Annotated in this window: 24 protein-coding genes; 13 read left to right on the top strand and 11 right to left on the bottom strand. The window is 56.3% G+C overall.

Features of this window, described 5'->3' with window-relative positions; genetic code table 11:
• The first annotated feature begins 42 nt into the window (after positions 1-42).
• Positions 43-576 (top strand): hypothetical protein, encoded by a 534-nt coding sequence (locus E1297_RS35370; protein WP_155146488.1) that lies wholly within the window; start codon positions 43-45, stop codon positions 574-576.
• 3 nt (positions 577-579) lie between these two features.
• On the opposite strand, the gene pncA is transcribed toward E1297_RS35370, so the two are convergent.
• Complete coding sequence (pncA, locus tag E1297_RS35365) at positions 580-1,173, bottom strand: bifunctional nicotinamidase/pyrazinamidase (RefSeq protein WP_155146487.1); 594 nt, start codon at positions 1,171-1,173, stop codon at positions 580-582.
• Positions 1,174-1,269: 96 nt separating this feature from the next.
• Between pncA and E1297_RS35360 the strand changes: the two genes are divergently transcribed.
• Both E1297_RS35360 and E1297_RS35355 read left to right on the top strand, forming a co-directional pair.
• On the top strand, positions 1,270-2,175 hold the full coding sequence (locus E1297_RS35360) for a rhodanese-related sulfurtransferase (protein WP_155146486.1): 906 nt from the start codon (positions 1,270-1,272) through the stop codon (positions 2,173-2,175).
• 77 nt (positions 2,176-2,252) lie between these two features.
• The gene (locus E1297_RS35355; RefSeq protein WP_155146485.1) at positions 2,253-2,762 is read left to right on the top strand and encodes a potassium channel family protein; all 510 of its coding nucleotides are present in this window, start codon (positions 2,253-2,255) and stop codon (positions 2,760-2,762) included.
• 24 nt (positions 2,763-2,786) lie between these two features.
• On the opposite strand, the gene E1297_RS35350 is transcribed toward E1297_RS35355, so the two are convergent.
• Entirely contained in the window at positions 2,787-3,116 is a 330-nt protein-coding gene (locus E1297_RS35350) for a hypothetical protein (protein ID WP_155146484.1), read from the bottom strand.
• A gap of 194 nt (positions 3,117-3,310) precedes the next feature.
• On the opposite strand from E1297_RS35350, the gene betB reads away from it, so the two are divergent.
• Positions 3,311-4,765 carry a betaine-aldehyde dehydrogenase gene (betB, locus tag E1297_RS35345; RefSeq protein ID WP_155146483.1) on the top strand — a complete coding sequence of 485 codons (1,455 nt, stop codon included), beginning with the start codon at positions 3,311-3,313 and terminating at the stop codon, positions 4,763-4,765.
• 57 nt (positions 4,766-4,822) lie between these two features.
• Here betB and E1297_RS35340 read toward each other — a convergent pair whose 3' ends face one another.
• The 5 genes from E1297_RS35340 to fliL are packed head-to-tail and all read right to left on the bottom strand — an operon-like array spanning position 4,823 to position 9,456.
• The gene (locus E1297_RS35340) at positions 4,823-6,961 is read right to left on the bottom strand and encodes a hypothetical protein (protein ID WP_155146481.1); all 2,139 of its coding nucleotides are present in this window, start codon (positions 6,959-6,961) and stop codon (positions 4,823-4,825) included.
• Positions 6,958-7,827 carry a flagellar motor stator protein MotA gene (motA, locus tag E1297_RS35335; RefSeq protein WP_155146479.1) on the bottom strand — a complete coding sequence of 290 codons (870 nt, stop codon included), beginning with the start codon at positions 7,825-7,827 and terminating at the stop codon, positions 6,958-6,960. Before motA ends, E1297_RS35340 begins: the two co-directional genes overlap by 4 nt.
• Positions 7,828-7,873: 46 nt before the next feature.
• Positions 7,874-8,464, bottom strand: coding sequence for a MotE family protein (locus E1297_RS35330; protein WP_155146476.1), 591 nt, complete (start codon positions 8,462-8,464; stop codon positions 7,874-7,876).
• The gene (locus E1297_RS35325; protein WP_155146474.1) at positions 8,461-8,949 is read right to left on the bottom strand and encodes a hypothetical protein; all 489 of its coding nucleotides are present in this window, start codon (positions 8,947-8,949) and stop codon (positions 8,461-8,463) included. The genes E1297_RS35330 and E1297_RS35325 overlap by 4 nt, the downstream gene beginning before the upstream one ends.
• Positions 8,950-8,958: 9 nt before the next feature.
• The gene (gene fliL / locus E1297_RS35320) at positions 8,959-9,456 is read right to left on the bottom strand and encodes a flagellar basal body-associated protein FliL (protein WP_196223474.1); all 498 of its coding nucleotides are present in this window, start codon (positions 9,454-9,456) and stop codon (positions 8,959-8,961) included.
• A gap of 119 nt (positions 9,457-9,575) precedes the next feature.
• Between fliL and fliF the strand changes: the two genes are divergently transcribed.
• From fliF to fliP, 4 genes are read left to right on the top strand one after another with little or no spacing between them, the layout of a single operon-like run.
• Positions 9,576-11,174 (top strand): flagellar basal-body MS-ring/collar protein FliF, encoded by a 1,599-nt coding sequence (gene fliF, locus E1297_RS35315; RefSeq protein ID WP_209016198.1) that lies wholly within the window; start codon positions 9,576-9,578, stop codon positions 11,172-11,174.
• Positions 11,174-11,770, top strand: coding sequence for an ABC transporter ATP-binding protein (locus E1297_RS35310; protein ID WP_155146469.1), 597 nt, complete (start codon positions 11,174-11,176; stop codon positions 11,768-11,770). The genes fliF and E1297_RS35310 overlap by 1 nt, the downstream gene beginning before the upstream one ends.
• Positions 11,763-12,047 carry a FliM/FliN family flagellar motor C-terminal domain-containing protein gene (locus tag E1297_RS35305; protein ID WP_155146467.1) on the top strand — a complete coding sequence of 95 codons (285 nt, stop codon included), beginning with the start codon at positions 11,763-11,765 and terminating at the stop codon, positions 12,045-12,047. Before E1297_RS35310 ends, E1297_RS35305 begins: the two co-directional genes overlap by 8 nt.
• Positions 12,044-12,778, top strand: a complete 735-nt coding sequence (gene fliP, locus E1297_RS35300) for a flagellar type III secretion system pore protein FliP (RefSeq protein ID WP_155146465.1) — start codon at positions 12,044-12,046, stop codon at positions 12,776-12,778. The genes E1297_RS35305 and fliP overlap by 4 nt, the downstream gene beginning before the upstream one ends.
• A gap of 15 nt (positions 12,779-12,793) precedes the next feature.
• On the opposite strand, the gene E1297_RS35295 is transcribed toward fliP, so the two are convergent.
• Both E1297_RS35295 and E1297_RS35290 read right to left on the bottom strand, forming a co-directional pair.
• A complete protein-coding gene (locus tag E1297_RS35295) occupies positions 12,794-14,236 on the bottom strand; it encodes a HAMP domain-containing sensor histidine kinase (protein ID WP_155146464.1) in 1,443 nt (480 codons plus the stop codon).
• Positions 14,233-14,970 (bottom strand): response regulator transcription factor, encoded by a 738-nt coding sequence (locus E1297_RS35290; protein WP_209016197.1) that lies wholly within the window; start codon positions 14,968-14,970, stop codon positions 14,233-14,235. Before E1297_RS35290 ends, E1297_RS35295 begins: the two co-directional genes overlap by 4 nt.
• A gap of 216 nt (positions 14,971-15,186) precedes the next feature.
• On the opposite strand from E1297_RS35290, the gene E1297_RS35285 reads away from it, so the two are divergent.
• The 4 genes from E1297_RS35285 to E1297_RS35270 are packed head-to-tail and all read left to right on the top strand — an operon-like array spanning position 15,187 to position 19,348.
• Positions 15,187-16,431 carry an ABC transporter substrate-binding protein gene (locus tag E1297_RS35285; protein ID WP_155146462.1) on the top strand — a complete coding sequence of 415 codons (1,245 nt, stop codon included), beginning with the start codon at positions 15,187-15,189 and terminating at the stop codon, positions 16,429-16,431.
• A 57-nt stretch (positions 16,432-16,488) separates the two neighbouring features.
• Positions 16,489-17,361, top strand: a complete 873-nt coding sequence (locus tag E1297_RS35280) for a carbohydrate ABC transporter permease (protein ID WP_155146460.1) — start codon at positions 16,489-16,491, stop codon at positions 17,359-17,361.
• A 34-nt stretch (positions 17,362-17,395) separates the two neighbouring features.
• Positions 17,396-18,247: a carbohydrate ABC transporter permease gene (locus tag E1297_RS35275; RefSeq protein ID WP_244327997.1), complete on the top strand. Its 852-nt coding sequence runs from the start codon at positions 17,396-17,398 to the stop codon at positions 18,245-18,247.
• A gap of 3 nt (positions 18,248-18,250) precedes the next feature.
• Complete coding sequence (locus E1297_RS35270) at positions 18,251-19,348, top strand: ABC transporter ATP-binding protein (RefSeq protein ID WP_155146456.1); 1,098 nt, start codon at positions 18,251-18,253, stop codon at positions 19,346-19,348.
• 58 nt (positions 19,349-19,406) lie between these two features.
• Here E1297_RS35270 and E1297_RS35265 read toward each other — a convergent pair whose 3' ends face one another.
• Positions 19,407-20,015, bottom strand: coding sequence for a phospholipid-binding protein MlaC (locus tag E1297_RS35265; protein WP_155146454.1), 609 nt, complete (start codon positions 20,013-20,015; stop codon positions 19,407-19,409).
• A complete protein-coding gene (locus E1297_RS35260) occupies positions 20,005-20,820 on the bottom strand; it encodes a VacJ family lipoprotein (RefSeq protein WP_209016196.1) in 816 nt (271 codons plus the stop codon). The genes E1297_RS35265 and E1297_RS35260 overlap by 11 nt, the downstream gene beginning before the upstream one ends.
• 294 nt (positions 20,821-21,114) lie before the next feature.
• Between E1297_RS35260 and E1297_RS35255 the strand changes: the two genes are divergently transcribed.
• Positions 21,115-21,444, top strand: a 330-nt coding sequence (locus E1297_RS35255; RefSeq protein ID WP_155146567.1) for a RidA family protein, incomplete at its 3' end; no start/stop codon positions are given.

Below are 21,444 nucleotides of genomic sequence, written 5' to 3'. Positions count from 1 at the left end.
TAGTGAGTGTGGGGGATGGATCGAAAAGGTTGAATTTGGTGGATGGGTCTCGAGTACGACTTTGACATTGTTACGATTGCACCAGATGAACTGGAGTCTGAAACGGTGAATTCCGAGCAACCGGAAGGCGCCCGAGTACGTGCGCTGTTTCGGGATGTGAAAACAGCGGATGCGCTGCGCGGTGCTTCACCGAAAATCAGAAATATGTTCGAGGATGCGGGATTTGGGCTGGAAACCCGAAACTGCGGCGTGCCGATGGGATACTACTCACCTCAGCATGCGGCGGATCGGGACCGTATCCTTCGTAACCTGTTTGCAAACATCAAGAGCCAGGGCTTGAAAGGCGAATATAGCGGCGAGTTTGATTTCAGCGATTTTCTGCGCCACATCCGCACCGCACAACCCGAAATCGGCATCGTGCGCAAAGAGCCCATCCAGCAGAGCAAACCACAACCTGCCGCGCCGGTAAAACCAGATCGGCGTACTGTACCCGGTCGTATTGGATTTGCCCTTGGGCTGGCGGTTATCCTGTTTGTATTGCTTAAGTATCTGGCTGCCGCAGGCGCAGCACCCTGACGATCAGGCCAAGGTTACTCCCGCATCGCGCATCGCCTGAATAGCTGCATCCAATGATCCGTCCAGATCGATGGCACGGCAAGCGTCTTGCCGGACAGTGACATCAAATCCCAGCTTTGCCGCATCTACCGCCGAAAAATGCACGCAGAAATCCGTGGCGAGGCCGACCAGTGTCAGCTTTTCGATCCCCCGCGTCTCAAGATAACCTTTCAAACCGGTTGGTGTTTTCTGGTCGTTCTCGAAAAAAGCGGAGTAGCTGTCGATGCTGCCGCGAAAGCCTTTGCGCAGAATCAAATCGGCATCTGTGCGAAGATCGACATGAAACGCTGCGCCTTGGGTACCTTGAACGCAATGATCCGGCCAAAGAACCTGTGGGCCGTAAGGCATCTGGGTCATGTCGAAGGGATTCTTGCCCGGGTGCGAGCTTGCGAATGAAGAATGCTCCGCCGGGTGCCAGTCTTGTGTCAGGATCACCGCCTCGAACTCATCCATCAGGGAATTGATCGGCGCCACGATCTCATCTCCTCCGGACACGGCAAGCGCGCCACCGGGACAGAAATCATTCTGGACGTCAATTACGATCAGGGCATGAGTCATCTGGGTCTCCTCTGGTTGCCCTATCGGTAGGGGGCGGAACCGAAGGCGTCAATGCGATCCCTTGCGTCCTTTGGGTAAGGGGATTAGATCGCGCACATGTACACAATCGCTGCCTTATATCATTTCACGCGCTTTCCTGACCCCGATGCACTGCGCCCCGCTCTGCAAGAGCTGTGCCGCGCACAATCCGTCAAGGGGACTCTTCTTTTGGCGAAAGAGGGGATCAACGGGACGATTGCAGGCCCCCGTGCAGGGATTGACGCCGTGCTGGCTCATATCCGCAGCCTGCCGGGATGTGCTGATCTTGAGTGGAAAGAGGCAACATCGGATCACCCGCCCTTTGGCAAGATGAAAGTGCGCCTGAAGAAAGAGATCGTGACGATGGGGCAGCCGGATGTTGATCCACGCGCCAGCGTCGGCCATTACGTCGAGCCCGAGGACTGGAACGATCTGATCCGTTCGGACGACGTGGTTGTGATCGATACGCGCAATGATTACGAGGTTGCGATCGGTACGTTTGAGGGTGCAATAGACCCTGAAACAGCCAGTTTCCGTGATTTTCCGGCCTGGTGGGAAGAAAACAAGGATCGCTTTCATAACAAGCGGGTGGCCATGTTCTGTACCGGTGGCATCCGGTGCGAGAAATCCACCAATTACCTGCTGGGGCAGGGGGTTGAGGATGTTTATCACCTCAAAGGTGGAATCCTGCGTTATCTCGAAGAAATGCCTAAAGAAGACAGTACATGGCAGGGTGACTGCTTTGTATTCGACAATCGTGTCTCTGTCGGTCACGGTCTGGTCGAAGGGCCACACAAACTGTGCCATGGTTGTCGCCGTCCTATCCTGCCCGAAGATGTGAAGCGTCCGGAATACGAACATGGCGTGTCCTGCCATCGGTGCATTAACGAAACGTCCGAGCAGGACAAGGTGCGGTTCCGTGAACGGCAGAAACAGATTGTTCTGGCGCGCAGCCGTGGTCAGGAACATCTGGGCAGTCATTAATCAATGGTCTTAAAGGGTTGCGGTCTTGGCGCAGCCATAGAATGATGTTCCGCGGTACGCATCGTTAGGGAAAGATCATGCCGCAGGATCCATCGACACTACAGGATTGGAAGCCGACGATTATCGCGGCATCCGTGCTGGTTCTGGTCAGCTTTGTCGCCTGGTATGCTCTGTCTCACCTGAATGAAACCACGGCAGGTGATACTGTTGGGGGCATAGCCACGCTTGGCCTCATTGTCTGGCTCATTTCTCAGGCCTGGTATCATATCAGCCTCGTCAGATCGCCCAAGCGGCAGCTGATGCTGATGGGGATCTCATTCATCCAGGTCGTGCCGTTCCTGTTTGCCGCTGTTTACGGCTCGTTCGGCTACGATGATGTGTGTGTGACCGGAGCCAATGGTCCGGCAGATGTTCTCTATTTCTCGTATGTCACATTCACTACGGTGGGCTTTGGCGATCTGCGACCTGTTGGAATGTGCCGGGCACTGGCCGTGGCCGAGGCAATAACCGGCTACATATTGTTGGGATTGTTTGTTGCTGCCGCAGTGGGTCTGTATGGCCGATCTCACGGCCATCACAGGCACTAATTCAGAGAAATTAGCTCAAGAAACCTATTTGTTGTGGTCAATCCACTGCGACATCAGCTGCTTGTCTCGAAAACACTCCGACGGAATCGGCCGACGTTTCGAGCGCGAGATACGCTCGGCAAACGCAACTTGTTTGCCGGTTGGATAGCTCGCAAACGGCGAAGGGTCATGAGGCTTGTTCGCCGAAATCCAATCCGACATTGATCTGCGGTCACGCTGCGCTTCAACCGGTATCTCCAAAGCCGTCTGTTCTGCGATGGCGCGGGCATAGCGCATCTGGCGGTCGGTGACCGGAAGAAGATGGTAGTCGTTCGTAGGCCCGTTCGGGGCCAATTTGCGTGTTGCTTGGGCCATCGGTTTATCCTCTGACTATGTAGAACATAAATGGAACATTAACCATTCATTTCAAGAGGGGGGCATGTTTTACAGGCAAGTTCTCGCCGGTCGCAGTGTTTTATTGACTGGTCAATCAATAACCATTACCTGCGAATTGAACTGTTACTGTCGCCCCGATGGATCGGGCGCGTTTGCAAAGAAAAGGACCCGGCATGAAGTTTCAGCCCAAGGCCAGCCATTTCATCAACGGCGAATACGTTGAGGACACCAGCGGCGCACCCATTGATGTAATCTATCCCGCAACGGGCGAGGTGATTGCGAGGCTGCACTCCGCGACACCCGCAATCGTGGATCAGGCTCTAAACAGTGCAAAAGCAGCACAGGCTGAATGGGCTGCGATGTCCGGAACCGAGCGCGGCCGTGTCCTGCGCCGGGCCGCTGATATCATGCGTGAACGCAACCGCGAGCTTTCCATTATCGAAACCCATGATACCGGCAAACCCCTGCAAGAGACGCTGGTGGCGGATGCTACCTCCGGCGCGGACGCGCTGGAGTATTTTGGCGGAATGGCCGCCTCGTTAACCGGTGAGCACATCCCGCTGGGTGGCGGAGACTTCGTCTACACGATCCGTGAGGCGCTGGGCGTCTGCGTCGGGATTGGAGCTTGGAACTATCCGACCCAGATCGCCTGCTGGAAAGGTGCCCCGGCCCTGGCTTGTGGAAACACAATGGTGTTCAAGCCGTCTGAGACTACGCCATTGTCTGCATTGCAGGTTGCCGAGATCCTGATCGAAGCTGGCGCCCCCAAAGGTGTCTATAACGTTATTCAGGGTTACGGCGATGTCGGTGCTTCGCTGGTGACCGATGCGCGCGTTGCGAAGGTCTCGCTCACTGGATCTGTCCCGACTGGCCGTAAGGTCTATGCAGCTGCAGCAGACGGCATGAAGCATGTCACCATGGAACTGGGCGGCAAATCCCCGATGATCGTGTTCGCTGATGCTGACATCGAAAACGCTGTTTCGGGCGCGATCCTGGGCAATTTCTATTCGTCGGGTCAGGTTTGCTCGAACGGCACGCGCGTGTTTGTTCAGAAAGGGATCAAAGAAGCCTTCCTGAAGCGCCTGTCAGAGCGTCTGGCGACAGCGAAAATCGGCGATCCGTTGGATGAAGAAGTCAATTTCGGTCCGATGGTCAGCGAAAATCAGATGAACATCGCTTTGGGCTATGTCGAAAAGGGCAAGTCAGAGGGCGCGCGCCTTGTTTATGGTGGCGAACGCATCGAAGGCGACGGCTTTTATATGCAACCAACTGTGTTTGCAGACGTGACCGACGATATGGCCATTGCCCGCGAAGAAATCTTTGGCCCTGTGATGTCAGTGCTGGATTTCGAAACCGAAGAAGAGGTTCTGGCCAGGGCCAATGACACCGAGTTTGGATTGGCGGCTGGTGTGTTTACCAATGATGTGACGCGTGCGCACCGCATCGTGGCCGGTTTCGAGGCGGGAACCTGCTACATCAACACCTACAACCTTGCCCCGGTCGAAGCGCCATTTGGTGGGTCGAAAATGTCGGGCGTGGGTCGTGAAAACTCGAAACTGGCGATCAACCATTTCAGTGAAATGAAAACTGTCTATGTTTCGATGAATGACGTGGAAGCGCCTTACTGATTGAGTTGAAGACTGGCCGGAAAGACACCTGTTCCGGCCAGCTGTGTTCCTTGTTCATTACTGAGCGGCCGCGATCGTGAGTAACTCCTCTATCCGCTCACGGGCCAATTCACTGTCTGCCAGCAGAGTTTTCGCATCAGAGAGTGGAGTGCCCGGTGAACGCGAAACCGGCTGGGCCAGGGCCTGATCCAGTTCACTCAACGTTCCAAATTTGCTCGAAGATGTACCTTTGATATCATCTGCCTGTCCTGCGAGCCAGAACAGACGGTCCGCTTCATCAGTCTCACCAGTCGCGCGAAGCAGCGAAGCTGCAGCAGAGAGGTCTGCGGCGTCTGCAAGGGCCCAGGCACGCAGGAGCTGCGCCTCATCAGAGTCATCCTCTGCAATCTCCAGTAATGCCCGATGAGGTTGCCCCTGCAACAATGCGGCGCGGGCGCGAAGTCTGGCTCTGTCTTTCCGTTTGATCCGATCCTGTTGCCGGTTCGCAAGCGCATAGGCCTGAGAGGCAAAACCAAGCTCTGCAAGACGCTCCGACAGCGCTATTGCTGTTTCGGTTTCCAACGTGTCACTCGACACCGAACGAAGGTTCAGGGCGTAGCGCAAGAATGTCACGTCATCCGCGCGTTCGGACAACAAATGCATCACGCGGTTTGTAGCCCCAGCCCAATCTTTGTCTTCCGGATGTGCCCGGATCAGTTCTATGGCAGGGCCAAACTCCTGATTCAAACCAAGAGCGACTGCATGACTTTGCGCCATAACAGAGCCTATTTCTGATCGTCTGAGCTGGATGGCAAATCCAGCCACCAGTTCAAGTTCTTCAGAGGTTATGGCTCCACGATCCGACCAGCGCTTTTCCACCAAACGCGCCAAAGCCAATGGGGTTTCCAAATCCGACTCTGAGGCCTGAATGACTTCGGACAGCAATACCTCGCTTTCAGCCTTGTCACCGGCAGCTTCTGCAACATCTGCTTTAGCCAACGTAACCTTTGGCTGCGAGTCCGCATCGATACGATCGACTGAACGTAAGACACGGCGGGCTGCTTCCAATTCCTCGGCGTTGACCAGAATCTCGGAAAGCTCGGGCCCCAACGAACGCCTCAGATGGTCCGGCAGCCTCGCAAAGGATTGTTCGATCGAAGAAAGCTGCGCATCGGGATGCAAATCCCCCTCGGTTAACAGCGCCCACAAAGCCGCGTCACCCTCGCACCTCTGGAGGCTTTGAAACGGGTTCGGCTCTGACTGGGGTCGACCGTCTACCAGATTGGAAATCGCAATGATCCACGCGCTGTTTGAAGGGGCGTTCGCAAGTAGTTCGAGCGTTTGAACCGCTTCAGCCCCATAGCCATGATAGGCGTAAAGCTGGGCCAGCTTCTCGACCCGTTCTGTATCGATGTGATCGAACTCCAGAAACAAACCGGTCCGCAGCTCTGCAATCTGTTCCGGAAACGGGCGTCCATCAGACCACGAAATAAACCCCAGGTCAGTATCCGAAATACAGGCGGGCTGCGTTTCGATCTGCGGTAAAGACAGCCCTTCGAGCCCGCGAAGTTCATCCAGAACGGATGAGACCATTACGTTTGCTGGCAAGTCTTCCAGAATATTGCCTGGCGCGACCTTTTCTGTTGATCTTGGACCAATATCGGAAAGCTGCAGATCGACGATCTCACGGTCAGCTCCCTGCAGCATTCGCGACATCAGTTGATCCTCTAACGCTCGGCCATTCAATTGCAGCGATGGCACGGGGTCAGGTGTTTCTTCGATCTCTGATTCATCGTCTAACTGCAGATCAGGCAGCAAAACCATCGGAGGGAGGTCTTGGGTCACGGACAGCGAGGGCTCACCGGGCGCGATATCAACGACGATCATGTTATCCCTGAACAAAAAGGCCGATGCGGCGCAGGCACACCCAAACTCCATTTCAAGAGCTGTACCCGGTTTCTCTTGTGACAGCGATTTCAGGCGGTTTTCGGACAGCCGTGAAAACACCGAGTTGGTGTTGTATGTGACGCCATCAAGCTCAACATCTATCCGGGCACCATCTTTTTCGTGAGTTAGCGTCCAACCTGTCTTGGGCGGTATCTGAAGGACCAGCCTTGTAAAGCCGTCATGCTCACCCGAGCGCACTCGGACTTCCTGTGCATTTGCACATGTTGCGGAAAAGACCAGGATAAACGAGAGGACACATTTCCTGATCATGCTGCCGCCTGTTTCAGTTCTTTCAGCGCATCTTCGAGCTCGGTAAATCCGGGTCGGTTATGCGTCGGAGTATTCTGGCGTCCAACTTCGATACACATTGCAGTGTTGTGGTTATGCAGGTTGGCTACCAGAACCTCTTTGATCAGTTGGTAGAAGTGGTTGTCCTCTTCAACGACGGCCTTCACCTTTCCCGCGAACGGACCCACCAGCCCGTAGGCCAGGAATACACCCAAAAATGTGCCGACAAGAGCACCACCGATCAGCTTGCCTAGAACTTCCGGGGGCTGGTCGATTGATCCCATCGTCTTGATCACACCAAGAACAGCAGCAACGATACCCAACGCTGGCAGGCCGTCTGCCACAGTCTGTAGCGCATGGCTGGAGTGCATCGCGTGATGGAAGTTTGCCTCCATCCGCTTCTCCAAAACCTCCTCAACCTGATGCGGATCATCATAATTCATCGAGGCTGAGCGCATCGTGTCGCAGATCAGGTCAACAGCTTCGCGATCGGCCTGAATTTTTGGGTACGTGGAAAACAGCGAAGAGCTCTCGGGATCTTCGATATGTTGCTCTAACTCAACGGGATTTGCCCGTGCGATGCGGATCAGTGAAAACAATAGGCACAACAGATCTCGATAGTCTTCGGGTTTCCATTTCGGCCCCTTGAACACTTTTCCGATGTCCTTGGCGGTGTGCTTGACCCCGCCAAAATCGTTACTGATCATGAACGCGCCGACTGCAGCGCCTCCAATCATCATCATTTCAAAGGGCAGCGATTTCATGATGATGGCCATTTTGCCGCCAGCAGCCAGATATCCGCCGAACACCATCACAAAAATGACGACAATACCTACGATCCCAAGCATATACGATCTCCAATGGCGCGAACTGAGGGTTTGGAAGACACAGGCGTCACTCCTTCGGAGCCAGCGCGTTGCGCCCGGCCATTACAACACTGATGGTATAGGCGGCTTCGGGGTTTAAACCGGCCATGACACCAGCGGCTGTATCGGGCGGCATACGAGACATGAAACCGGCTGCGAAAATCGGATCCATCGTCTCAAACAACGCCGCGGCGTCTTTCGGCTTCATGTTCTGATAGACATCAGTAAGTCGGGTCAGATCTGCCTCGGCGGCGTTATCGGCGACTGCAACAGTTGCGCGAAGCGCATCTTCCGCCTCGCGTAGTGTGATCAACCGTCCTGCAATGGCCAGATCGGCTATTTCCAAAGCCTTCTCGCGATCCTCCACGATCTTTTCACGCCTCTCGATTGCCTCTTCACGCCGCAGCAATTCGGTCAGCACGACTTGTAGTTCCTGTTCTTCAAACCCCGATTGTTGGGATTGAGGTTGCGATGTCGATCCTGGCTGATCGCTGCGCGCCAGAGCGGGTCCGGCCTCCAGGCTCAACCGAATAACGGCGGAGCCGATCATCAGGGCTGATATCAATGTCAGAACGCCGCTGCGCTGACGGCCTAATTTGCCCTTTCTGTTCCGCCTCATCTGCTGGCCTCGTCTAGCTGCGGTGCGTGGCGAAAGAACATCAGCCCTTCGGGAGGCTTTGTGGCCTCTTTGGCAGGGGGCTCAGGCTCCTGATTTTCTCTGAAATATTCAATGTTAGTCTCTGTTTCAGCAGATTCTTCTTCCGACTCTTCTGCCGGTTCAGCCTCAGCCGAGAGGGTATTTTCATCTATGGAGTCTTCAGGAATCACATCGTGCATCGATGCCATCATCAGTTCCAGGCGCTGGGCAACAGATTCCGCCCGCTGTGTCAGATCCTGCAGTGTGAGACCGGACTGATCCGATGCATGTCGGGCCGATTCGAGCGAATTTTTCAGCTCCTCAGCCTGCGCTGACAGAACCGATACAGCTCCGCCCACGCCCTTTTCCAGATCAGTAAATCGTTTCAGGCGCCGGGCCAGAACAAAGCAGTACAGACCCGCCCCAAGCGCGCCTGCGACCAGCAGAATGTCCGCGATAAGTTCCAACTTCGTCTCCTAGTTCAGTACGAATTCCATAACCAAAACATCGCGCACGCGACCTTCGCCGGTGACGATGGCGATGCGCCGCAGCAGATGTCCGCGGATGCGGATCAGGGCCAGCGAATCCTCAAGATCCGAGATCTCGAGCGCGCGAAGATACCCGTTCAACACATCCATGATTCGGGGCTGCATCTTTTCCACGTCGGCGATGTACTTGGCATTCACCTCCAGCTGAGCGTGGAATTTCAGATGACGGGAATCACCGGCATTTACCGAGACAATCACCGGTGGAAGATCGACGAAACCGACAGCAGGTAAGGCCTTTACAGGCGTGCTATCGGCATTCTCATTGGCCGCCTCAACATCTGCTTTCCCGCCAATTGGCAATACACCCGACGTGGTCAGGAAGTATCCGCCCGCAGCCCCGGCCAAGGCCAGGACAACGCCTGCAATAAGCCCTTTTTTCCCTGATTTTTCGGAGGCTTCCGCCTCATCCATAGCTGCGTCAGTCATGACGTCCTCATCGATCTGTTCGGCAACTGTCATAACCCCGCAGGGACTAACCGATTGTTAAGGGCAATCGTCCAAACAGAGGCAGAGCCGCACAGAATGTCGGCGAGTCGGAGGTGAGCGTGCAGCAGATCGGAACTGTCTGGGCAAGTTTGGACAGGCGCAAACAAATTATCGTCGCTGGCGCCGTAGCGCTGGTGTTTCTTGGTATCCTCGGCATGTCGCGTCTGGTGACTGCGCCGTCGATGACACTGCTATACGCCGGGCTCGAAAGCGGCGCCGCCGGCGATATCGTACGTGCGCTTGATCAGCGCGGGGTTACTTACGAAATCAGAGGCGGCTCAATCTATGTGCCCGGGGCGCAGCGTGACGAATTGCGTATGACGCTGGCGAGCGAGGGCCTACCCGCTAACGGAAATCGTGGCTACGAACTGCTCGATTCCCTCAGCGGATTTGGCACCACGTCACAGATGTTCGACGCTGCATACTGGCGCGCAAAGGAAGGCGAGCTGGCGCGCACCATCGTGGGCAGTTCCTATGTCAGCCAGGCGCGCGTTCACATTGCGAACGGATCAGCCAATCCGTTTCAGCGCAGCGTGTCACCAACGGCGTCGGTCTATTTAGTGCCTTCAGGTGGCCAGATCACGGGCGATCAGGCCAAGGCAATCCGGTTTCTGGTTTCTTCGGCAGTTAGCGGTTTGGCCCCGGAAAACGTCTCGGTGATCGACTCGAATGGCACAGTGATCGGACCTCAGGAGACTGCAGTTGCCGCCGATACTGCCGATGACAGGGCGCGCCAGCTGCGAGAAAGAGTGATGCGCCTGGTCGAAGCGCGTGTTGGCGCCGGGAATGCGGTTGTCGAAGTCAGTGTAGATACTGTGACCGAAACCGAATCCATACGCGAACGACGCATTGATCCAAAAGGTCGCGTAGCGATCAGTACAGATGTTGAGGAAAGGTCGGACAGCGCACGCAACCAATCCTCTGATGTCACCGTTGCGTCGAATTTGCCGGATGGCGATGGATCCGGAGGGGATGAATCGAACTCGAACGCCACCCAAACGCGCGAACGGGTGAATTATGAAATCTCCGAAACCGAGCTTGAAGTGCATCGTGCCCCGGGTGCGATCAAGAGGTTGACCGTAGCGGTATTGGTCAATGGGGAACGAACCGTTGATGCCGCAGGTGTCGAGACATTCGTTCCTATGCCGCAGGCCGAACTGGATGCCTTGGGTGAGCTCGTCGCCTCTGCCGTTGGTTTCGATGCCGAAAGGGGTGATGTGATTACGCTCAAATCCCTCGACCTTCCGGCGGTTGAACCACAGGGCACATTGGCGTCATCTTCACTTTTGAGCCGAATTCACCTCGACGTCATGTCCTTGATTCAAATAGCGGTTCTGGCACTGGTCACGTTGGTTCTGGCACTGTTTGTGATCCGTCCGATTCTATCCAAGCAAGCTGTCGTACCTGCATTGCTACCTGCTGGCGGCGCACCCGATGGTGAGGCCGCGCCCTATCTGACGGGTGAGATTGCAGCAGATGAATCATCAGAATTCGTTCCGTTGCCGGGTCAGGCGCAAGCAGAGGCAGGCGTACCCGCACTTCCCTCAGCCAAAGGCGAGGATGCCGTGGATCGCCTGCGTGCGATGATTGGTGACAAGCAGGAAGAAACGGTTGAGATCCTGCGCAGCTGGCTTGAGGAAAGCGAGGAGAAGGTGTGATGTCCATAGCTCATCTCCTTGAAGATTTCACGGCCCAGTCCGACGGTGCCGCAGTTCATCTGCTGGATGAAGACGCGCTGGAAGAACAGCGGCTGGCTGCTTTTGAAAACGGCTACGGTGCCGGATGGGAAGACGCGATAAAGGCGCAGGAACAGCAGAGCGGGCGCCTCACGGATGAGCTGGCAAGATCACTCGAGGATGTGTCCTTTACTTATCACGAGGCAATGACACGAATGGCGTTGTCTCTGGAGCCGATGTTTCAGAGTCTAACAAGTATGATCTTGCCAGAAATGGTCGATCGAAGCTTTGCAACACAGATCGTCGAGCAGCTATGCCAAATGGCACAGGATCAGATTGGCCAACCCATGCAGCTTGTGGTGCCTGAAGGTTCATCAGAAGCGGTGCAGAACCTGGTGCCTGACGCGCTTTCACCATCCCCACAAGTGATCGAAGACCCTTCGTTGCGGCCGGGGCAGGCTCGGCTGCAGGTTGGTACGGCACGGCGTGCGGTCGATAATAGTGCGTTGCTGTCCACCATTGCGCAGGCGTTCGATGCATATCTCCATGAAGCAAAAGAGGCTTTGTCAAATGAGTGACCCTCAGACACCAAAAACTGAAAAGAACCCGTTCGAAGCTGTGCCGATCGAAGTCACCGTGTCCGTTGGGCGCGCCCGTCCTCTGATCCGCGATCTGCTGAACATGGGTGAGAATGCCGTGCTCACGCTGGACAAACGCATAGAAGATCCGGTGGATCTATATGTTGGCGATCAACTGGTCGCGCGCGGCTTGTTGGAGGAGCTTGAGGGGGATCAGTCAGGCCGGCTCGCCGTACGCTTAACTGAGATATCTGACCTGCAGAACGGTATTGGATGATGCGCCAATTGTTCTGGCTGGGTCTCGCAGGCCTTCTGTTGATACCTTCATTTGCAACTGCGCAAGAACTGTCCCTGTCATTGGGTGATGGCGGCTCGATCTCGGCCAGAACAATACAGTTGATCCTGTTGATCACGGTGCTCAGCCTGGCGCCGGGTCTGGCAATCATGATCACCTGCTTTCCCTTTCTCGTTACGGTTCTCGCCATTTTGAGACAAGGTATTGGCCTGCAGCAATCACCACCTAACATGCTGATTGTCAGCCTCGCTTTGTTCCTGACCTATTTCATAATGGAGCCGGTCTTTACCGAAGCCTGGGACACAGGCATTCGTCCAATGGTCGAAGAAACGCTTGATGTAGAGCCTGCTTTGGAACGAGCACTGGTTCCGTTTCGTGAATTCATGGCCGCCCGATTGGATGCCGATACGTTTTATTCGATGGCAGCGCTGCGCCCGGGTGGTGAGGCGATGCAGCTGTCACCCGAAGCGCCAATTTCGGTGCTGATGCCATCCTTTATGCTGTCCGAGATTGCGCGCGCCTTTCAAATTGGTTTCCTGATTTTTCTGCCGTTTCTGATCATAGATCTCGTGGTTGCTGCCGTGCTCATGTCGATGGGCATGATGATGGTGCCGCCTGCAACGGTATCTCTTCCGTTCAAACTGGCTTTCTTTGTCATAGCTGACGGGTGGGCCCTGATCGCCGGAGCGCTGGTGCGCAGCTACGTGCCATAGCGCTGAGGTGACGATCTATTGGCGCGTAATTCGAAGCCGCGCACGCAGACCCTGATCTCCTGCCTCAAAGCTGAGCGTCCCGCCGTGTTGTTCGGCTACGGTGGCGGCAATTGTCAGGCCCAGTCCAAATCCGTCCGAAGAGCCTGTGTTAGAGCCGCGTTGGAACGGTGCCATAAGGGCCTCGACATCCTCGACAGACAGATCGGTTCCCTTGTCTTCTACGACGATTGTCGCAGTCTGCGCATCGGTTTCCAATGCAACTTCGGCATGGCGGCCATATTTCAACGCATTGTCGATAAGGTTGCTGAGTGCGCGTTTGAGGGAGATCGGCCGGCCCATGATCAGAATGCGCCGGGTTTCAGGCAGCGATCCCTGCCCGCGCCGGGATGCAAAGACTGATTGGGCGCCTTCTACCACCACAGGAGCAACTTGTTTCAGCGAAACCGGAAGGTCCATATCCTGATAGTCGGCGACCAGAGATTCGACTAAAGCAGTCAATGAAATCTGGCGTGGGTCTTCAATGCTGAGTTCGGACCGGGTATAGGTCAGGACGCTTTCGATCATGCCGGTCATCTGATCTACATCGGCCTCAAGCTTTTCGCGCAACTCATCATCCGGGATCAACGCCGCGCGTAGACGTACCCGGGTGGCGGGTGTGCCGAGATCGTGGCTGACACCCGACAGGACAATTGCACGTTTCTCAAGCTGGGCACGTTCATCGTCCAGATGGTCATTCACGGCGGAAACGATTTCGCGCAATTCCTCGGGGCCGTCCGCGTCATAGCTGTCCGGACCGCCCCTGCGTCTGCGATCCCGTAGTGCCTGAGCGAACCGGGCAAATGTGTCGGTCACGTTGCCCACTGACGTCAGGATGACGGCAAGCGCGATTACAGCAATCAATATGGCGGGCAGGCGCAGATCGGTTGGTGCCGCCTCGCAGCCCCAGACGGCAGTTCCATCGACACTCTGCCAGTCACCCCGACCGAATCTGGCGATCAGGATCGGCTCACTGCAATAGGTCGCCAGCAACCGGGTCAGGTTCCCCATCTTTTGTGGCCCGGTCTGGTCGCTGCCCGAAACAATATCAGAAACCGGATAGACCAGCCGGTCCGACATCACCGCCAGCGTCAGTTCACGCCCGCTGAGCGGCGAAGAACTGTCGGTCAGTATCGACAGGTTGGTTACGAAACGACGGTCCGAAAAGCCCGGAATTTGTTCAAATTTGCCTTCTTCGGCCAAGGCCGCCGCGTCCGGTGACAATGGCGTAATCGAAACATCCTGTGGCGAAGCCATGCCGGTTCGTAATTCTTCGTACACGGCAAAACCGGCCACAAAGGACTGTGTCAGATATCGATCCCAGGACTGCGCCGAGGTAAACCAAAGCCCTCCGGACAAAAGGCCCGCAGCAAAGGCGGCCAGTGTCCAGATCCAGCCAAGGCGGCGCAGTGGCAGGTTCATGCATCTTCTTCCACGGTTACCTCGGCGGAAAAGATGTAACCGACACCGCGTTCGGTGCGCAGCATTCTGGGTTCCTTGGGGTTGGTTTCAATCTTGGATCGCAGACGACCCACCAGCATGTCGATCGCGCGACCCTGAGCCTCGGGCTTGTCATCGCTACCGGTAACGTCGAGTGCTGCCGCGATTTCATCGCGCTTCAGCGGGATATGGGGATTTGCCAGCAGCACCTTGAGCAGTGCTGTCTCACGCTGGGACAGGGATACGAGATAGCCATCAGGTGAATGTACCTCATCCCGCTTGCCGTCAAAAACCCAACCGTCAAAGTGGAATGTTTTGGTGCGCCGACGATAGGCCAGCGATGGTGTCCGTCTTGCGCGCTGCATCACCGCCCGGACCCGCGCCAGCAAAAGCTGGGGGTTGAAGGGTTTGGCAATATAGTCGTCAGCGCCCACTTCGTAGCCAGCCATACGCTGATGATCTGCAGACAGCGCTGACACGAAGATAATCGGCACATCCTGTTCGTTGCGCAGGCGGGCGCAGATCTCTACCCCGTTTTCGTCACCCAGCATGACGTCCAGCAGGATCAGATCGATCCGGCCCGCACGCAGATGGGTCAGCACATCCTTTTCCGTCGCGGCAGGCAGCGCGATGAAACCGTTTTGTTGAAAGAACTGGGTCATCATCGACCGCATGTCCGGATCGTCATCCACCACCAATAGACGCGGAATGGTCACCTTATCCTCCCCGGTTCCCCCTCAACCGTTGCCGTCAATTGTAACGAACGGCAACAGATTCAAGGCCAACGTAACACGCTGTAACAAAAGGGGTGAATATTTCCATCTTCTTTGGGTCTTGCCCCAGATTACGCGTTGCCAGACCGTATCCGACAACCCGTAATATCGCGCATCGCTGCCGGATCGGCGGCACTGAAGTTTCTGGGAGGATACCAAATGAAACGTTTTGCACTGTCTGCAGTTTCGACTCTGGCCGTGGTGGCAGGCACCTCGGTTATTGCCGAGCCGCAGGCCGAAGTTCTGCACTGGTGGACATCAGGTGGCGAGGCCAAGTCGGTCGCCGTTCTGCAGGAAGAGTTTGCCTCGAATGGCGGAACCTGGACCGATATGCCCGTTGCGGGCGGTGGTGGTGATGCGGCAATGACCGCGCTGCGTGCCCGCGTTCTGGCCGGCAACGCACCGACCGCCGTTCAGTTGAAAGGCCCTGCCATTCAGGAATGGTACGAAGAAGGCGTTCTGGCTGACATCTCGAACGTGGCTGAGGCAGAAGGTTGGGCGGACGTACTGCCTGCATCGATCGCCGGTCACATGATGTGCGAAGGCACATGGTGCGCTGCTCCTGTGAACGTCCACCGCATCGACTGGATCTGGGCAAACGCCGACGTGCTGGCTGCAAACGGCATCGAAATGCCCACCACATGGGAAGAATTCAACGCCGCAGCTGAGAAGCTGCAGGCTGCCGGTGTGATCCCGCTGGCCCATGGTGGACAGGCATGGCAGGACGCGACCGTGTTCGAAGCCGTTGCGCTGGGTCTTGGCGGACCTGAATTCTATCAGAAGGCTTTTGTCGATCTGGACCCAGAGGCGCTGACCTCGGACACCATGGTTCAGGTTTTTGACCAGATGCGCACCCTGCGTGGTTACGTGGACGAGAATTTCTCGGGCCGTGACTGGAACCTGGCCACCGCGATGGTGATGAATGGCGAAGCAGCCTTCCAGATCATGGGTGACTGGGCCAAGGGTGAATTCCTGGCGGCTGGCAAGAAGCCCGGCGAAGACTTCCTGTGCGCCTCGACCCCCGGCGACGGCTACCTGTACAACGTCGACAGCTTTGCCATGTTCGACGTGGAAGGTGACGACAAGCGCGCCGGTCAGGAACTGCTGGCCAAGCTGATCGTTGCGCCGAACTTCCAGGAAGTGTTCAACCTGAACAAAGGCTCGATCCCGGCCCGGACCGACGTTGCACTGGATGCGTTCGACATCTGCGCGCAAATCTCGGCCGAAGACATGGGCTCGACCTCGGCAGGTGGTTCGCTGCTGCCGTCCTACGCGCATGGTATGGCACTGCGCGGTGCGCAGGCTGGTGCGATCACCGACGTTGTGACTGCGCATTTCAACTCGGATATGTCCTCGGCTGACGCGGTTCAGCAATTGGCGGACGCAGTGGCAAACAGCTACTGATCCAATACGCTCTGCCCCCTATACTGCGGGGCAGAGCATCTTTCCCCGGAGGAAAAAATGTCCGAATGGCTGGAAAACCACCTGCCCAAGGTGGTGCTGGCACCGTCGTTCATCGCCGTATTGATCTTTGTCTACGGATTTATCGGATGGACCGCGTGGGTGTCGCTGACCCGATCGAAACTACTGCCGAAATACGAGATCAAAGGATTCATCCAGTATGAACGCCTGTTCGACTCGCCCCGTTGGGATACGGCGATCAACAACCTGTATATCTTTGGCGCGTTGTTCATCGTAATCGCGATGGTGCTGGGCCTGTTGCTGGCCATCCTGCTGGATCAGAAGATCCGCGTCGAAGGGGCCATTCGCACCATCTATTTGTACCCTATGGCGTTGTCGATGATCGTAACCGGCACCGCATGGAAATGGATCCTCAACCCGGGTCTGGGTATCGAGGCGATGGTCCTGGGCTGGGGATTTCCGAATTTCGAGTTCGATTGGCTGGTGAACCCCGACTACGCCATCTACACCATTGTTCTGGCTGCGATCTGGCAAAGCTCGGGATTTGTCATGGCGCTGTTCCTTGCCGGGTTGCGCTCGGTTGATGGTGAAATCATCAAGGCCGCGCAGGTCGATGGTATCCCAACATGGCGCATCTACACAGCGATCATCATCCCCTCAATGGCCCCCATTTTCCTGTCTGCTTTCATCGTGCTGGCGCACCTTGCAATCAAAAGCTTTGACCTTGTCATCGCGTTGACCGGCGGCGGCCCGGGTTATGCCACAGACATGCCGGCAACCTATATGTACGCCATGGCCTTTTCGCGCGGCGATATCGGTCAGGCAGCTTCCTCCGCGATGATCATGATGCTGGTCGTCTTTGCCATCGTGGTTCCATATCTCTATTCAGAACTGAGGGCGAAAAATGACTGATCTGTCGATGCCCCAAACCCGCACCCAAAGCGCCATGGGCAAGATCGCCCTGCGCTGGCTGCTCTATGTCCTTCTGGGCCTCTTTGCGCTCTATTACCTCATGCCGCTTTTTGTGATGTTGACCACTTCACTGAAAAGCCTTGAGGAGATCCGGACCGGAAGCCTGATGTCGCTGCCCCGCGAGGTCAGCCTGGACGCTTGGAAAACCGCGTGGTCCGGGGCCTGTACCGGAATCCAGTGCGAAGGTCTGCGGCCCTATTTCTGGAACTCGGTCCTGATCGCGGTGCCTGCGGTGGCGATCTCGACCCTGCTGGGTGCGCTGAACGGCTATGTCGTGGCGCAGTGGCGGTTCAAAGGGGCGAACATCATCTTCTCGCTGATGCTGTTCGGCTGCTTCATCCCGTTTCAGGTTGTACTGCTGCCGATGGCGCGTCTGCTGGGGATCATGGGGATTGCCGGGACCATTCCGGGCCTGATCTTCGTCCACGTGATCTATGGTCTTGGTTTCACCACGCTGTTCTTCCGCAACTACTACGTCACCATTCCGGCCGAGTTGACCAAGGCGGCCCGCGTTGATGGGGCCGGGTTCCTGCGGATTTTCTGGTCGATCTTCCTGCCGCTGTCGCTGCCCATCATCGTGGTGACCGTCATTTGGCAGTTCACACAGATCTGGAACGACTTCCTGTTCGGCGTGTCGTTCAGCCAGGCGGGCACCCAGCCCGTGACCGTTGCGCTCAACAACATCGTAAACTCCACCACCGGCGTCAAAGAATACAACGTCGACATGGCCGCCGCGATCATCGCGGGGCTGCCGACGCTGCTCGTCTATGTCGTTGCCGGTAAGTATTTCATCCGCGGTCTGACCGCTGGTTCCGTGAAGGGATAACCCATGGCTCCCATCCTCGATATCAACAATCTCTACAAGAATTACGGCGCGACCGAGATTCTGAAAGACATCAACATCTCGATCGAACCGGGCGATTTCCTGGTGCTGGTCGGCCCCTCGGGTTGCGGTAAATCCACCCTGCTGAACTGCATCGCCGGGCTTGAGCCGATCACCGGTGGGACACTGGCCATTGGCGGCAAGGACATGACCCATGTCAGCCCCAAGGACCGCGACATCGCCATGGTGTTCCAGTCATACGCTTTGTACCCGACGATGTCGGTCGCCAAGAATATCACCTTTGGCATGAAGGTGCGCGGCGTGGATGCGGCAACGCAGGAGGCCAAGCTCAAAGAGGTCTCATCCCTGCTGCAGATCGAGCAGTTGCTGAACCGGCGCCCAAGCCAGTTATCCGGTGGACAGCGGCAGCGTGTGGCGATGGGCCGAGCGCTGGTGCGCGATCCCAAGCTGTTCCTGTTTGATGAACCGCTATCAAACCTCGACGCCAAACTGCGGGTCGAGATGCGGACCGAAATCAAGAAGCTGCACCAAACACTGGATGCCTCCATCGTCTACGTGACCCACGACCAGATCGAGGCGATGACGCTGGCCACTAAGATCGTGGTGCTAAAAGGCGGCATCGTGCAGCAGATCGGCAGCCCGGCCGAGATCTATAACAACCCGGCCAACCTGTTCGTAGCGGATTTCATGGGCTCACCTGCGATGAACCTGATTCCGGCCAGAACCGAGCGGAATGGGACCGGTACGCATATCTCGATCGCCCGCGATTCCGGATCACCAATCACTCTGACGGATTCGCGCGATCTGAATCTGCCTCAGGATGTCATTCTGGGCCTGCGCCCCGAAGACATCGCCGAGGCAGGCTTCCGGGCAGGTGCAGGGGTGCAAGAGGCAGAGTGCCTTGTTGATATGGTCGAACCGGCCGGGGCGGACACTTACGTGGTCTCTGAACTTGGCGGAAAACAGGTCACCGCACGACTGCACGCCGAGACCAGTGCACAGGCAGGTGAGATGCTGAACCTCGCCTTTGACATGAGCAAGGTTTCGTACTTTGCCAAGGAAACTGGTGAGCGGTTGAACTAAATAAAGAAACCGCCGCGCGGGATCACCGTGCGGCGGTTTCCAAGAGACGCAGCTTTGTTCAGCTGGCCCTCTTCATATCTTTGATCAGACGGTTCAGATCGCCGCCGCGCGCATCCAGCATGGCGCCAACCTCGGTCCGCTCGGTCAGCAGCATATTCACGCCTTCGATGAACATGTTGAAGAATTTGTCACGCCCCGATTTGTCCGAGACAAGGAAGGTCACCTCAAACGGGGACGAGCCCTGAAGCTTGACCGAGGTGCGCACCTCGTAGCCCGCCTTGATCTTGCGTGCATTTCGGACAGTGACCTGACCGCCGATGAACTCGCGGAACCGGCGGCCATATTTGTTCGCGATATAACCCTGAAACGCATTGGTGAACTGCTTCAGCTGCGACGGGCTGGCCGAACGGGCATCAGCCCCCAGCACATAGCGGGCCATGATCGGCACATCTGCGTATTGCACGAAGATTTTTTCGAAATCTCGGATCATCGCCTTCTCGGATTTGCCCGAGGCAATTACCCGATTGATGTCATCAACGACGCTGACGACAAGCGCCTTGGCCTCAGCTTCGGTCTGAGCAAAGGCGGGCAGGGAAAGGGTTGTAAGCGCCAGACCGGCAAGTCCAGTGGCGACAAAACCACGACGGTTCAAATGGTTACTCGGCATAGGGGTCCTCGTAGGGGTCTAGGTAGGGGTCCCTGACAGGGTCGGTCCCGGTTTCGGCATAGGGGTCATCATACAGACCCAGATAGGCGTCCTCATCATCCCTTGCCAGTTCAAAGCGACGGTTTTGCAGGTAGATGGTCCTTGCCTGAGCATAGCTGTCCGCGCTTTCATACAGGATCGAGTCCACCGTATCCGAGAATCGACCACGATCCCCCATCCGGCGGACAACTTCGGCGTAAACACCCAGGTTGTCGGCTGGCCGTGTCGGGGTGAAGTTGATCGGATTCGAAAACAGGTTGACCACAACTCCAACGGCATCACGGGTAGTTGAGGGGCCATAAAACGGCAGTTCAACATAAGCACCTTCGCCAAAACCCCAGACATGCAGGGTTTCGCCGAAATCCGTATCCACGGGCGGCAGGTTCAGCTCGCTGGCTGGATCGGACAGGCCAATGCCACCGACAGTCATGTTGATGACGAACCGCAACAGCGCATTACCCATTTGCTTGGGATTGCCCTGCAGCAGGTAATCCACAGCCTGACCGGGCAGCGAGATGTTTTCGGCGAAATGATTGAAGCTTGTCACCATCGGGTCGGGGACGATCTTCACATAGCCTTTTGAGGCAGGGCGGAACAGGAACCGGTCGACACCCAGATTGAATTTATGAATTCCGCGATTGGCATTTTCGTAAGGGTCAAACACTTCGCCGCGGGCTGCCTGATCCGCAGGTTGCGATGCACAGGCGCTCAGCACCGTCATAACGGACAGAATGATAAGGTGCTTCAAACGGAGTCTGCTCGACACGATATTTGTACTCCAAGGTGCCAGAGGTGAATGATCTGGCTTTCAATCAATACTGTTGCGGTCGGACTTCAAGGGTTCAAGTGGCTGTCACATAGAAGTTTCAAACTCTAATTGAAACAACTAGCGTTTAACCCGCATGCCCGACCGAGGTAAAGTGACACAGGATCAACACTCCGGAATAAGAGAAGTTACGCCCAGATCTTGTACATTTGTAAAATTGCCGTTTCCGGCTTTCCCAAGTCGGGCTTCCCGGTTAGCGTCCGCGCGAGTCGATTTTAAGGTGAGGACCATCAAATGAGCATCGCAGCAAAACTGGAAAGCCTCGGCGTCAGCCTGCCGGACGCACCTGCGCCAGCAGCGAACTATGTGCCTTTTGTTCGTGTGGGCAATATCGTCTACGTATCTGGCCAGATTTCCAAGGCAGACGATCTGATCACCGGAAAACTGGGTGATGACATGGATGTCGACGCGGGCGCAGCGGCGGCGAAAGTCTGCGCGATCAACCTGCTTGCTCAGGTCAAAGCCGCTTGCGGTGGTGACATCGAAAAGCTGGTGCGCGTGATCAAGCTGACCGGATTCGTGAACTCGACCGCTGACTTCACGGCGCAGCCGCAGGTGATCAAC

It is taken from the genome of Roseibium sp. RKSG952 (genome assembly GCF_009711355.1).
The sequence above is the reverse complement of the archived record's forward strand: the minus strand, read 5'-3'. Positions and strand labels throughout refer to the sequence as shown.

Coding starts and splice junctions, on each gene's coding strand:
- E1297_RS35370 (WP_155146488.1), top strand. CDS start 43: ATGGGTCTCGAGTACGACTTTGACATTGTTACGATTGCACCAGATGAA.
- pncA (WP_155146487.1), bottom strand. CDS start 1,173: ATGACTCATGCCCTGATCGTAATTGACGTCCAGAATGATTTCTGTCCC.
- E1297_RS35360 (WP_155146486.1), top strand. CDS start 1,270: ATGTACACAATCGCTGCCTTATATCATTTCACGCGCTTTCCTGACCCC.
- E1297_RS35355 (WP_155146485.1), top strand. CDS start 2,253: ATGCCGCAGGATCCATCGACACTACAGGATTGGAAGCCGACGATTATC.
- E1297_RS35350 (WP_155146484.1), bottom strand. CDS start 3,116: ATGGCCCAAGCAACACGCAAATTGGCCCCGAACGGGCCTACGAACGAC.
- betB (WP_155146483.1), top strand. CDS start 3,311: ATGAAGTTTCAGCCCAAGGCCAGCCATTTCATCAACGGCGAATACGTT.
- E1297_RS35340 (WP_155146481.1), bottom strand. CDS start 6,961: ATGATCAGGAAATGTGTCCTCTCGTTTATCCTGGTCTTTTCCGCAACA.
- motA (WP_155146479.1), bottom strand. CDS start 7,827: ATGCTTGGGATCGTAGGTATTGTCGTCATTTTTGTGATGGTGTTCGGC.
- E1297_RS35330 (WP_155146476.1), bottom strand. CDS start 8,464: ATGAGGCGGAACAGAAAGGGCAAATTAGGCCGTCAGCGCAGCGGCGTT.
- fliL (WP_196223474.1), bottom strand. CDS start 9,456: ATGACTGACGCAGCTATGGATGAGGCGGAAGCCTCCGAAAAATCAGGG.
- E1297_RS35310 (WP_155146469.1), top strand. CDS start 11,174: ATGTCCATAGCTCATCTCCTTGAAGATTTCACGGCCCAGTCCGACGGT.
- E1297_RS35305 (WP_155146467.1), top strand. CDS start 11,763: ATGAGTGACCCTCAGACACCAAAAACTGAAAAGAACCCGTTCGAAGCT.
- fliP (WP_155146465.1), top strand. CDS start 12,044: ATGATGCGCCAATTGTTCTGGCTGGGTCTCGCAGGCCTTCTGTTGATA.
- E1297_RS35295 (WP_155146464.1), bottom strand. CDS start 14,236: ATGAACCTGCCACTGCGCCGCCTTGGCTGGATCTGGACACTGGCCGCC.
- E1297_RS35285 (WP_155146462.1), top strand. CDS start 15,187: ATGAAACGTTTTGCACTGTCTGCAGTTTCGACTCTGGCCGTGGTGGCA.
- E1297_RS35280 (WP_155146460.1), top strand. CDS start 16,489: ATGTCCGAATGGCTGGAAAACCACCTGCCCAAGGTGGTGCTGGCACCG.
- E1297_RS35275 (WP_244327997.1), top strand. CDS start 17,396: ATGGGCAAGATCGCCCTGCGCTGGCTGCTCTATGTCCTTCTGGGCCTC.
- E1297_RS35270 (WP_155146456.1), top strand. CDS start 18,251: ATGGCTCCCATCCTCGATATCAACAATCTCTACAAGAATTACGGCGCG.
- E1297_RS35265 (WP_155146454.1), bottom strand. CDS start 20,015: ATGCCGAGTAACCATTTGAACCGTCGTGGTTTTGTCGCCACTGGACTT.